We start from the raw sequence: 11,384 nt of genomic DNA on the forward strand, positions 1-11,384 counted from the left end.
ATGCTATCGATGAAGGCAAATGGGTGCAACGCCTCGCGTCAGCGGGAATACGCTTTCCCATCCCCCGGCGGCAGGAACACGCCGACCACGGCCGGGTCGACGAACGTGACACAGCGTCGGATCAGCCCGCCCGCGACGGTGAACAGCTGCACCGAGTGCGGTTTCCGGTCCGGGGTGAACGCGGCCAGCGCCGGGCCCCCGTTCGCCGGTACCGGCACCATCTGCCACCCGGCGCCGTGCATGCCGAAGACCCGCTCGATGAACTGCCGGTAGTGGACCCGCCCGGCCAGCCAGAGCGCGACCGGCGGCATCTCCAGCACCACGTCGTCGGCGAGCAACCGGGTCAGCCGGGGCACGTCGGCCGCCTCGAACGCGGCCAGATAGCGCTCCACCACGGCGCGCTCGCCGGGATCCACCGGTTCGCGCAACTCGTCGATGTCGGGCGCGGCCGCCCGGAGCGTGACCCGGGCCCGCTGCAGACTGCTGTTCACCGAAGCGACACTGCTGTCCAGGATCTGCGCCACCTCGGCGGCCGGCATCCGCAGCACGTCCCGCAGCAACAGCGCCGCGCGCTGCCGGGCGGGCAGCAGTTGCAGAGCCGCGACCAGGGCCAGCCGCAGCCCGGCACGCTGCTGGGCGGCGTCCGCCGGGTCACCGAGCCGGGCGTCCGGGAACGGCTGCAGCCACGGGATGTCCCGGCGCGGGGTGAGCGCCACGTGCGGGTCGTCGCCGGCCGGGCCGAGCCCGCTCGGCAACGGGCGCCGGGTCCGGCCCTCCAGCGCGGTCAGGCACGCGTTGGTGGCGATCCGGTAGAGCCACGTGCGCACCGAGGCCTGCCGGGGGTCGTACCGGTCGGCGGCCCGCCAGGCCCGCACCATGGTCTCCTGGACGACGTCCTCGGCCTCGTGGAACGAACCGAGCATCCGGTAGCAGTGCGCGAGCAGGTCACCGCGGAACTCTTCGTGCCGATCGAGGCTCACCGGAAACTCCCTGCCACTGGGGCGATGAGTTCGCCGCCCGGCGCCGGTAGATACCGGGTGAGCGGCCCGGAACCGAGCCGCCACGAGCAGAGGGAGCCCCTGATGGGCGACATCATCGTCATCGCATTCTGCACGCTGGACGGCGTGGCCTCCGACCCGGACGGCCGCGGCGGTACCTCGCACGGCGGCTGGGCCTTCCGGCACGGGACCGGCCCGGTCAGCGACGACAGGTTCGGTCTCGGCCCGCGGATGGACCGGGGTGTCCACCTGTACGGGCGGAAGACCTGGGAGAACTTCGCCAAGGTCTGGCCGTCCCGGGAGGGCGACTACGCCAGGCGGATGAACGCCGTACCCAAGGCCGTCGCGACCCGGACCGGCATCGACGCCGCCGCCTGGCAGCACTCGCAAGCCATCGACGGCGACGCGATCACCTGGGCCAAGGCCGAACGGGCCGATCGCGACATCGTGGTGATCGGCAGTCTCAGCGTGGTGCACGCACTGGCCGCCGCCGACCTGGTCGACGAGTACCGGCTGGTGACGTTCCCGATCGTCACGGGGTCGGGTGATCCGCTCTTCGCCGCCGGCCGGCCCGCCGAGTTCCGGTTCACCCACGTCGAGCCGGGTGACGTCACCACGCTGACGATTCTTCGCCGCGCCTGACGATCCGGGCCGGGCTCGCTCGTCATCCTGGTGATACTCGACCTGAGAGGAGACGACAATGCGCTACGCACTGTTGATGCACTACGGCGAGCCGGCCCCGGGCGAACTCGACGCAGCCGTGATCGCCGAGGCCCAGCAGGCCTTCGCCGCGTACGCGACGGCACTGGAAGAGGCCGGCGTGCTGCGCTCCGCGGACGTGCTCCGGCCCTCCGACACCACCACCACGGTGACCCGCCGTGACGGTGGCCTGCGGGTGCAGGACGGCCCGTTCGCCGAGACCAAGGAGGCCCTCGCCGGGTTGTTCCTGGTCGACGTGCCCGATCTGGACGCCGCGATCGGCTGGGCCGAGAAGTGCCCCGGCAGCCAGTGGGGTGTGGTGGAGATCCGCCCGGTCGCCACCGCCTTCCTCGACGGCCGGTGGACGAGCTGACATCTGCGTCCCGGGCGGCGGAGCACGCCGCCCGGGACAGCTACGGCCGCCTCCTCGCCCTGCTGGCCACGTCGACGAACGACCTCGCCGCCGCCGAGGACGCCCTGGCCGACGCGTTCGAGCAGGCGGTCCGGACCTGGCCGGAGCGGGGCGTGCCGGCCAACCCGGACGCGTGGCTGCTCACCGTGGCCCGCAACCGGCTGCGGGACCTGTGGAAGTCGGCCGGCTTCCAGCGCACGGTCGCCCTGGACACGGCGCTCGACGTGACCGCGCCGGCCGCCGATCCGGAGGCGATCCCTGACCGGCGCCTGGAACTGATGCTGGTCTGCGCGCACCCGGCGATCGACAGCACGGTGCACACCCCGCTGATGCTCAACACCGTGCTCGGCTGCACCGCCGAGCAGATCGGCCGGGCGTTCTCGATGCCGGCCACCACGATGGCCACCCGGCTGGTCCGGGCCAAACGGCGGATCAAGGCGGCCGGCATCCCGTTCCGCATCCCGGACCGCGGCGACCTGCCGGACCGGATGACCGCCGTGCTGGAAGCGGTCTACGGCGTGCACGTGATCGACTGGGGCACCACCGGCCCGCAGGAGCGCCCGCTGCCCACCGAGGCCGTGCACCTCGCCGAGGTGCTGACCACGCTGGTCCCCGCGGACCCCGAAGCGCACGGGCTGGCCGCGCTGATCCAGCTCTCCACCGCCCGGTCCGCGGCCCGGCTCGACGAGCGGGGCCGGTTCGTGCCGCTCGCCGATCAGGACCCGGCGTCGTGGGACCGGTCGCTGATCGACCGCGCGCACCGGCACCTGCGCGCCGCACACGCCCGCGGGCAGCTCGGCCGCTTCCAGCTCGAAGCGGCGATCCAGGCGGTGCACTGCGCGCGAACCGCCACCGCCCCGACCGACTGGGAGTCGCTGCTCGGCCTGCACCGGGTGCTCCAGGAGATCGCCCCGTCGCGGGGCGGCGCCGTCGCGCTGGCCGCGGTGTCCGCCGAGGTGCACGGTCCGGCGGCCGGGCTCGCGCTGCTCACCGACCCGGGCCGCTTCCAGCCGGCCTGGGTCACCCGCGCCCACCTGCTGGCGAAGCTCGGCCGGGCCGCGGAGGCGGTATCCGCCTACGACACCGCGATCAGCCTCACCCACGACCACGCCGAACGCGAGCACCTGCGACGGCGCCGCGCCCCCATGACGTAGCGAAACTCGCCTATGGTCGCCGGGTGGCGAACGTGTTCTCGATATTGTTGTTCATCCCGTTCCTGGCCCTCATCGTGTGGCTGTTCGCCGCGATCATCCGGCGGCTGCTCGGCGTCCGGGTCGGACCCGGCCGGACCCTGCTCGCGGCCGTGCTGGCGCTGCTCGTGACGTCCCCGGTGCTGGCCGGGCTGGCCCCGCCGGACCCGAAGAACGTCGGGCTCGCCGAGGGCGTCCTGCTCGTCCTCGCGGCGGCCGGCCTCGCGGCGCTGCTCGCCATGGCCGCCCTGGTCGTCCTGGAGGTGTTGCTGCCGACCGGGTCGATGCCCGGGCCGGTGGAGGTGTGGCGCGGCACCCGGCGGCGGATCGCGCGGACCCGGCGGTACTCGACGATCGTGCGGATCGCGCTCCGGCACGGCCTCGGCCGGTTCCTGCGCGGCCGCCCGCAGGCCGGGCCGACCTCGGCCGCCGCCCGGCGCCGGCTCGCCCGGTCGCTGCGGGACGCACTGGACGAGGGCGGTGTCACGTTCGTCAAGGTCGGCCAGCTGCTATCGACCCGGCGGGACCTGCTGCCCGCCGAGTTCGTCGAGGAGCTGACCGCGCTGCAGGACCGGGCCACCCCGGTGCCGTGGGACCAGATCGCCGCCGTCCTCGAGGCCGAACTCGGCGACCGGGTCTTCGCCGAGATCGACCGGGAGCCCCTCGCGGCGGCGTCGATCGCGCAGGTCCACACCGCCCGGCTGCCGGACGGGACCCCGGTCGTGGTCAAGGTGCAGCGGCCGGGCATCGGGGCCGTAGTGGAACGGGACCTCGACATCCTGGTCCGGCTCGCCGAGGCTCTCGAGGCGCGCACGTCGTGGGGGCGGTCGTTCGGCGTGCGCGGACTGGCGCTCGGCTTCGCCGAGGCGCTGCGTGAGGAACTCGACTTCACCGTCGAACGCGACAACCTGCAGACGATGGCCGCGGCCCTGGCGATGTCACCGCGGCGGGGCGTTCAGGTGCCTCTCGCGTACGCGGAGTTCAGCTCGGAACGCGTCCTGGTGATGCGCCGGCTCCCCGGCACCCCGCTCGGCGCGGCCGAGCCGGTGCTGGCCCGGCTCGACGACGACCGGCGGCAGGCGATCGCCGCGGACCTGCTCGACAGCCTGCTCGACCAGGTGCTGATCCACGGCATCTTCCACGCCGACCTGCACCCGGGAAACCTGCTGGTCGGCGCGGACGGCACGCTCGGCATGCTCGACCTGGGCTCGGTCGGCCGGCTCGACACGGTGACCCGGGCCGCGGTCGGGCGGCTGCTGGCCGCCGTCGGCCGCGGTGACCCGGTCGCCGCCAGCGACGCCCTGCTCGACCTGGCCGACCGCGGTGGCGAGGTCGATGAGCGGGAGCTGCAGCGGGCGCTCGGCATGTTGCTGGTCCGCTACGCGGCGCCCGGCAGCAGCGCCGGCGTCGCGGCGGTCTCCGCACTGTTGCGGACGTTCACGTCGCACGGCCTCGGCGTGCCCGCACCGGTCGCCGCGGTCTTCCGCGCCTTCACCACCCTGGAGGGCACCCTCGGCCTGCTGCGCCCCGGCTTCGACCTGATCGGCCAGGCCCGCGCCGTCGCCGGACGCCGCCTCACCGAGATGCTCGACCCGCAGCACCTCCCCCGCACCCTCCAGGAAGAACTGATCACGCTGCTGCCGATGATGCGCGGCCTCCCGCGCCGCCTGGACCGCATCGGCGACACGATCGAGAACGGACGTCTGCGCCTCAACGTCCGCCTCTTCTCCGACGATCAGGACCGCCGCCTGGTCACCGGCCTGATCCACCGCACGCTGCTCACGGTGATCGGCGCCGCGGCCGGCGTGATGGCGACGCTGCTGCTCGGGAGCGGCGAAGGCCCGCGGGTCAGCGCGGGCATCAGCCTGTTCCCGCTGCTCGGCTACGGCCTGCTGACCATCTCGGTGGTCCTCGTCCTGCGCGTCCTGATCGTCGTGCTCCGCCGCGACTAGCGGCCGCCCGCTGCCCGACCCCGGCCGGCGCTCAGGGTCGTCTCGCGGATGGTGAGGCACCCCTGAGCACCAGCCGAGCACTCGGGGGCGCGGACCTCGCGCGTGCCGGACGGTTTGTGATCAGCGCAGGAAGTCCTTGATCAGCGGGGCCACCCCGCTCGCGAACTCGTCGAAGAAGCCGTGCCGGCCCTCGTGCAGGTGCAGCTCCGCGTGCGGGATGCGGCCGGCGAGCAGCGCGGCGTTCGCGGTCGGGACCATGTGGTCGTCGCTGCCGTGCAGGACCAGCGTCGGCGCCGTGATCTGCGGCAACAGGTCCCACGCGCCGTGCCGGTTGCTGGCACGCAGATGCGCGCGGCTCTCCGCGGCACTCATCGCCGGATCGCCGAACAGATGGCTGCGACCGGTCCAGCCATCGGTGTAGAACAGCTCGCGTAAGGCCCGCAGCCGCGCCGAAAGGACCGGGTCGGCGAGGCGGTGGCGCACCTCGGATGACCGCTCCTGAGCATGCGGACCGCCGGGTGACGTGCACGCGAGCACCAGCCGGGAGACCAGATCGGGGTGCCGGGCGGCGAGGAACTGCGCGACCCGGCCGCCCATCGACGTGCCGTAGACCGCGGCCGGCCCACCCCCGGCCCCGGTCAGCACGGCCGCCGCGTCGTCGGCGAACCCGGCCGTGCTCCACTCGCCGACCGGGCCGCGGCTGGAACCCGTCCCGCGATAGTCGAAAGTGATCACCCGGAAGCGATCCTCGAACGCCTCCCGCAACCCGGTCCACCACACGTGCGAGTTCGCCTGCCCGGACAGCAGGAGCAGCACCGGCCCGTCCACCTGCCCACTGACCTGTACCGCGAGCGGAAAACCGTCCCCGGTCACCAGAACACTCATGCCCCCAATGATCGACCCACCGCGCCGTACGCGTCGATGAAGTCCCCCTCGGCCCGCCACCGCGTGATCGGCACCAGCCCGGGTTCGATCAGCGGCAGCCCGTCGAAGCAGCTCGCCAGCTCGTCCGGGCCACGCAGGATGTACGGCACCCCACCACTCTCCGCGAGCCGTTTCGCCCCTTCCACCACGGCCGGCGTGGTGTTCGTGCCGTCCCACAGCACGAGATGGCTGCCCGGCGCGGTGCCGGCGAGCGTCCGCGACACGATGGAGCGCACCACGTCCAGATCCGGCTCGTAACCGAGCACCCCCATGAACATCACCGCGACCGGCTGGCTGAAGTCGAGCTCCGCCTCGGCCAGGATCCGCTCCGGCTCGTGGTAGTCGGCGTGGATGTAGGAACCGGTGCCCAGCCGGCGGGCGTGCGCGAGCACCAGCGGATCGTTGTCCACATAGACGACGCGGGCCGCCGGGGCCACCTCGTGGGTGTTCTGCATGGTCGGCAGCCCGGTCCCGATGTCCAGGAACTGCCGGATCCCGGCCTCCTCGGCCAGATACCGCACCACCCGGGTCAGGAAGCGGCGCGACTCCCGCGCCATCACCGCGATCTCCGGATAGACCCGTACGACCGCGTCGCCCGCGGCCCGATCGGCGGGGAAGTTGTCCGTCCCGCCCATCCAGTAGTTCCAGATCCGCGCCGCGTGCGGCACGTCCGTCTGCAGCTCCGACTCCGTAGTCATGCCCGTCGATGGTACGCACGAGCCCGGTGCCGGACCCGGATTCACGTTCTGGATACTCCTCCCAGCACTCAGGGAAGGAACCGGTGAACCCATGGTCAACGGACCCGAGCAGGCAGCGCCCACCCCGGCGCACCGGCCGCGCGACACCACCCCGGCCGAACTCGGCTTCATCCCGGCCTCCCCGGTCGCCTGGCTGTCACCGGTCCAGCTGGCCGGCACCGGGCTGCGGGTCGCGCTCTCCTCGATCCAGGGCGGCTACCTGGACAAACGCGAGCTGCAGGCGTCCTTCCCGGACGAGGTGCACCGAGAGATCGGCCCGGACGGGGACTGCTGGATCGACTTCGTGGCCGACCTCGGCGACGGGTTCGACGCCACCTACTCGATCGCGTACCTGCTGGCCCAGCCGCAGCTCACCGTCGGTGAGCACGTGCTGCCACGGGGCCGGGCGCTGATCCTCGGCGGTGACGAGGTCTACCCGACGCCGAACGCGGAACGGTACGAGAACCGGATGGTCGGGCCCTATCACGCCGCGCTGCCCGCGGTGGCGCCCGGCGAGGACCACCCGAACATGTACGCGCTGCCCGGCAACCACGACTGGTACGACGGGCTCACTGCGTTCCTGCGCCTGTTCACCGGCACCCGGCGGACCGGGATCGGTGGCTGGCGGCTGCCGCAGCACCGGTCGTACTTCGCCGTGGAGCTGCCCGGCGACTGGTGGCTGCTGGCCGTGGACGACCAGGACTCCACGTACATCGACGACCCGCAGCTGGCCTACTTCAGCCGGGTGGCGGCGAACTTCGGCCCGCAGACCAAGGTGATCGTCGCGTCGGCCAGCCCGACCTGGGTGCAGGGCGACGACGTGCCCGGGGTCTACGCGTCGCTGGACTACCTGGTCCGGTCGGTGGTCGCGCCCACCGAGGCGCAGGTCCGGGTGATGCTCTCCGGCGACTGGCACCACTACGCGCGCTACGGCAACGACGAGCGCGAGCTGATCACCTGTGGCGGCGGTGGCGCGTACCTCTTCCCGACCCACCAGCTGCCGGAGACGATCGAGGTGCCGCCCGCGGACCTGCCGTCGCCGACGCCCCGGGAGACGTTCAGCCTGCGCTCGCGGTTCCCCGGCAAGCGGCTGTCCCAGGCGTACGCGGCAAGCATCTTCGCCCGCCTCCCCAAGGACAACCCGAGCTTCATCGCCATGGTCGGCACCCTGCACACCGCGATCCTGCTGGCCGCGAGCGGCGTCATCAAGAGCGACTTCGGCAGTCCGCTGCAGAAGTTCGCCCTGGTCCCGCTGGTGTTCCTGATGTCGCTGGTGATGGCCGGGACCTACGCCTTCGCCCACCTGAGCGACTCGGTCCTCGGCGGCTTGCGGCGCCGGGTGCTGGGCGTCCTGCACGGTATCGCCCACCTGGGCCTGGCCGCGCTCGGCACCTGGGCCTGGTGGGTCCTGCCGCTGCACGCCTGGCCGTGGCCCTGGTCGCTGATCGCCGAGATCGGCATCTACGGCGTGCTCTCCGGCCTGGCCGCCACCGAGCTGGTCGCCGTCTACCTGCTGATCGCCGCCCGCTTCAACGTGAACCTCAACGAGCTGTTCTCCGCACAGGGCATCGTCGACTCGAAGTCGTTCCTGCGCCTGCACGTCGCCGCCGACGGCACGCTGACCATCTATCCGATCGGCGTCCGCAAGGTCTCCCGCAGCTGGCGCGTCACCCCGGAGGGCCAGCCGCACGAGTCCTGGCTGGCCCCGCAGGACAAACTGCACGCCCGCCTCATCGAAAGCCCGATCGTTCTCAAACCCTAAACCCCATTTGGTACGCATACGGAGCGCCCGCCCGCAGGCTACGAGCCGAGTCCCGCGGTGGCCTCGCGCGAGACCGCGCCCACTCCGGACCACGCCGCGCCGCCACGTCCGCGGTGGCCTCGCGCGAGATGCTGCCCACTCCCGGCCGCAGCGCGCCCCCGGAATCCGGCTGGCTCCCAGGGGTGTCTCAGCGACGCTGAGACACCCCTGGCCGCCAGCCCACTCCAGAACCGGCCCAGCTCGCTGTCGGCGGCTGGGTCTGAGGGGTGCCTCAGGGGTGCCGAGGCACCCCTGAGCGCCAGCCGAAGACCGGGGGTCTTGAGCGGTCGCTCAAATCTGCTAGGTTTGAGCGGTCGCTCAAACCTGTGGGAGGTGTGTCGTGGCCAGGATCTATGTCGAGACGATCATCGCGGCGCCGATGGAGCGGATCTGGGCGGCGACGCAGGATCACCGGCAGCATCCGCGGTGGGACGCGCGGTTCGGGCGGATCGATCCGGTGCCGGGCAGCGAGCCGGCCGCGTTCACCTATGCCACCGCGGTGCTGCCCGGCGTGGAGATCGCCGGCTACGGCGTGCACAGCGGCGAGCGGCAGCGCGACGGCGGCGAGGCGGTGTCGTCGCTGCGGTTCGGCTCGGCGGACCGGCGGTCACCGATCCGGGAGGGCGCCGGGTACTGGCGGTACGTCCCGGTCGCCGGCGGGGTGCGGTTCCTGACCGGTTATGCCTATCGGACGCGGTGGGGGCGCGCGGGCCGGCTGGTCGATCTCGCCTTCGGGCCGGTGTTCGGCTGGGCGACGGCCTGGTCCTTCGATCGGCTGCGGCTCTGGCTCGAGCACGGCGTCACACCGGAACGAGCCCGCCGGAACGCCGTCGTCGAGTGCCTGCTGCGCGCCGCGCTCGTCGCCGCCGCGCCGGCGGCCGGTCGGCCCCTTCTTGTGCTGGTCGCGGCGGGGCTGGCGATCGGCTTCCCGCCGTACCGGAAAACTCCAGCGGCCCGGCGGTGCCGCCGGCGTCCCGGAAAGGACGGACCTCGATGACCTCGGTCTTCCAAGAGACGCTGCGGGACGACTTCGACCGCCTGCACCCCCGGCTGCAACGGCGGTTCGGCGTCGACGGCGACCGTGACCAGGGCTGCGTCGGCACCGGCGTGATGGACCGGGTCTGGCGTGGCGCCGCGTTCACCGCGCCGTTCCTGTATCTCGGCACGCTGCGGCACATCCTGTTCCCGGAGACCGGGACCGGCATCCCGTTCACCATCGAGAACTACGCCTACCAGGACACCTACCGCCGGCCGACGCTGACGTTCGTGCGGACGTTCCAGGTCCGGCCGCACCGGCGGCGGCGCTTCGACGCGACGATGGTCTACGACCCGCGCCGGGCGGTGCTCGTCGACTACCTGGGCACCACCCAGCATCTCGCGGTCGACCTCGACGTCTCCGTGGACAGTGCCGGCGGGCTGCGGTTGCGCAGTGGCCCGCAGACGTTCCGCGGCGGGATCGGCTGCCCGCCGGCGATCTCCGGTGACGCCGAGGTGCACGAGTGGTGGGACGCGAAGGCCGAACGCTTCCGGATCCGGGTGACCGTGACCAACCGCCGGTTCGGGCCGCTGTTCGGCTACCACGGCAGTTTCACCGCGGCATACGTCCCGGCCGGCCACCCGGTCCCGGCCGCGGTCCGCCCGTTGCGGGAGAACCCGCGGGCCTGACGGTCCCGGTCAGACCCAGGTCGGCACGTTGCCGCCGGCGTAGCGGGCGCCGAACCCGCCGGTCGGCAGGATCTCGTGCAGGGCGGCCAGGTCGGCCGGGGTCAGCCGCAGGTCGGCGGCCGCGGTGTTCTCCTCCACCCGGGCCACGCTGCGGGTGCCCGGGATCGGCACCACGTGCTCGCCCCGGGTGAGCAGCCACGCCAGGGCCAGCTGCGACACCGTCGCGCCCTTGGCCTCGGCCAGCTCGCCGAGCTGCCGGACGGCTTCGAGGTTCTTCTCGTAGTTGCCGGGCTGCCAGCGCGGGTCGGTGTTGCGCATGTCGGTCGGGTCGTACTCCCCGGCCGGCTTGGCGGCGCCGGTCAGGAAGCCGCGGCCGAGCGGCGAGTAGGCCACGAAACCGATGCCGAGCTCGTCGAGGACTCCGAAGAGCTGTTCGGCGTCGCGCTCGAACAGCGAGTACTCGGTCTGCAGCACGGAGACCGGCTGCACCGCGTGCGCCTTGCGGATGGTCTCCTCGCCGGCCTCGCTGAGCCCGAAGTACTTGACCTTGCCGGCGTCGATGAACTCCTTGACCACGCCGGCCACGTCCTCGATCGGCACGGTCGGGTCGACGCGGTGCTGGTAGAGCACGTCGATGTGGTCGACGCCGAGGTAGCGCAGGCTGTTCTCGACGACCTCGCGGATGTGGTCCGGCCGGCTGTCGAAGCCGTAGTCGCGGGTGAAGCCGAACTTGGTGGCGATCACGATCTCGTCGCGGAAGTCCTTGACCGCCCGGCCGACGACCTTCTCGTTCTCGCCCCAGCCGTACAGCTCGGCGGTGTCGAAGAACGTCACGCCGAGGTCGTGGGCGCGGCGGATGGTGTCGACGCCCTCCTGCTCGTCGCCGGGGCCGTAGGCCAGATTGATGCCCATGGCGCCGTAGCCGATCGCGGAGACCGCGAGGCCGTGCTGTCCGAGGGTGCGCTGCTGCATGGTGAGACCTTTCCAGCGTACGGGTCAAACCGAA

At 72.5% G+C, this 11,384-nt stretch carries 11 protein-coding genes; 7 read left to right on the forward strand and 4 right to left on the reverse strand.

Going from position 1 to position 11,384, the window contains the following annotated elements; all coding sequences use genetic code 11:
- Positions 1-38 precede the first annotated feature (38 nt).
- Positions 39-980, reverse strand: coding sequence for an RNA polymerase subunit sigma-70 (locus ADL15_RS48390; protein WP_067707443.1), 942 nt, complete (start codon positions 978-980; stop codon positions 39-41).
- A 102-nt stretch (positions 981-1,082) separates the two neighbouring features.
- Here ADL15_RS48390 and ADL15_RS48395 point away from each other — a divergent pair, with 102 nt between their 5' ends.
- The 4 genes from ADL15_RS48395 to ADL15_RS48410 are packed head-to-tail and all read left to right on the forward strand — an operon-like array spanning position 1,083 to position 5,251.
- Complete coding sequence (locus tag ADL15_RS48395) at positions 1,083-1,640, forward strand: dihydrofolate reductase family protein (RefSeq protein ID WP_067707446.1); 558 nt, start codon at positions 1,083-1,085, stop codon at positions 1,638-1,640.
- Positions 1,641-1,698: 58 nt separating this feature from the next.
- Complete coding sequence (locus tag ADL15_RS48400) at positions 1,699-2,070, forward strand: YciI family protein (RefSeq protein ID WP_067707449.1); 372 nt, start codon at positions 1,699-1,701, stop codon at positions 2,068-2,070.
- A complete protein-coding gene (locus ADL15_RS48405) occupies positions 2,058-3,263 on the forward strand; it encodes an RNA polymerase sigma factor (protein ID WP_067707452.1) in 1,206 nt (401 codons plus the stop codon). Before ADL15_RS48400 ends, ADL15_RS48405 begins: the two co-directional genes overlap by 13 nt.
- A 23-nt stretch (positions 3,264-3,286) precedes the next feature.
- Complete coding sequence (locus tag ADL15_RS48410) at positions 3,287-5,251, forward strand: ABC1 kinase family protein (RefSeq protein ID WP_067707454.1); 1,965 nt, start codon at positions 3,287-3,289, stop codon at positions 5,249-5,251.
- 120 nt (positions 5,252-5,371) lie between these two features.
- On the opposite strand, the gene ADL15_RS48415 is transcribed toward ADL15_RS48410, so the two are convergent.
- Together ADL15_RS48415 and ADL15_RS48420 are read right to left on the reverse strand one after the other, a co-directional pair.
- On the reverse strand, positions 5,372-6,136 hold the full coding sequence (locus tag ADL15_RS48415; RefSeq protein ID WP_067707457.1) for an alpha/beta fold hydrolase: 765 nt from the start codon (positions 6,134-6,136) through the stop codon (positions 5,372-5,374).
- Positions 6,133-6,873, reverse strand: coding sequence for an SAM-dependent methyltransferase (locus tag ADL15_RS48420; protein WP_067707459.1), 741 nt, complete (start codon positions 6,871-6,873; stop codon positions 6,133-6,135). The genes ADL15_RS48415 and ADL15_RS48420 overlap by 4 nt, the downstream gene beginning before the upstream one ends.
- A gap of 91 nt (positions 6,874-6,964) precedes the next feature.
- Between ADL15_RS48420 and ADL15_RS48425 the strand changes: the two genes are divergently transcribed.
- The 3 genes from ADL15_RS48425 to ADL15_RS48435 all read left to right on the forward strand — a co-directional run bounded on the left by ADL15_RS48425 (position 6,965) and on the right by ADL15_RS48435 (position 10,378).
- Positions 6,965-8,674, forward strand: a complete 1,710-nt coding sequence (locus ADL15_RS48425) for a metallophosphoesterase (RefSeq protein WP_067707462.1) — start codon at positions 6,965-6,967, stop codon at positions 8,672-8,674.
- A 379-nt stretch (positions 8,675-9,053) separates the two neighbouring features.
- Positions 9,054-9,710 (forward strand): SRPBCC family protein, encoded by a 657-nt coding sequence (locus tag ADL15_RS48430; protein WP_198171344.1) that lies wholly within the window; start codon positions 9,054-9,056, stop codon positions 9,708-9,710.
- Positions 9,707-10,378, forward strand: a complete 672-nt coding sequence (locus ADL15_RS48435; protein ID WP_067707465.1) for a DUF4166 domain-containing protein — start codon at positions 9,707-9,709, stop codon at positions 10,376-10,378. The genes ADL15_RS48430 and ADL15_RS48435 overlap by 4 nt, the downstream gene beginning before the upstream one ends.
- Positions 10,379-10,387: 9 nt before the next feature.
- On the opposite strand, the gene ADL15_RS48440 is transcribed toward ADL15_RS48435, so the two are convergent.
- On the reverse strand, positions 10,388-11,350 hold the full coding sequence (locus tag ADL15_RS48440; protein ID WP_067707467.1) for an aldo/keto reductase: 963 nt from the start codon (positions 11,348-11,350) through the stop codon (positions 10,388-10,390).
- Positions 11,351-11,384: the final 34 nt, after the last annotated feature.

The organism is Actinoplanes awajinensis subsp. mycoplanecinus (assembly GCF_001509495.1).
Lineage (GTDB): Bacteria > Actinomycetota > Actinomycetes > Mycobacteriales > Micromonosporaceae > Actinoplanes > Actinoplanes palleronii.

Excerpts from the sequence above, each read along its gene's own strand:
- ADL15_RS48440 (WP_067707467.1), bottom strand. The coding sequence starts at position 11,350 with ATGCAGCAGCGCACCCTCGGACAGCACGGCCTCGCGGTCTCCGCGATC.
- ADL15_RS48435 (WP_067707465.1), top strand. The coding sequence starts at position 9,707 with ATGACCTCGGTCTTCCAAGAGACGCTGCGGGACGACTTCGACCGCCTG.
- ADL15_RS48415 (WP_067707457.1), bottom strand. The coding sequence starts at position 6,136 with ATGAGTGTTCTGGTGACCGGGGACGGTTTTCCGCTCGCGGTACAGGTC.
- ADL15_RS48395 (WP_067707446.1), top strand. The coding sequence starts at position 1,083 with ATGGGCGACATCATCGTCATCGCATTCTGCACGCTGGACGGCGTGGCC.
- ADL15_RS48420 (WP_067707459.1), bottom strand. The coding sequence starts at position 6,873 with ATGACTACGGAGTCGGAGCTGCAGACGGACGTGCCGCACGCGGCGCGG.
- ADL15_RS48425 (WP_067707462.1), top strand. The coding sequence starts at position 6,965 with ATGGTCAACGGACCCGAGCAGGCAGCGCCCACCCCGGCGCACCGGCCG.
- ADL15_RS48400 (WP_067707449.1), top strand. The coding sequence starts at position 1,699 with ATGCGCTACGCACTGTTGATGCACTACGGCGAGCCGGCCCCGGGCGAA.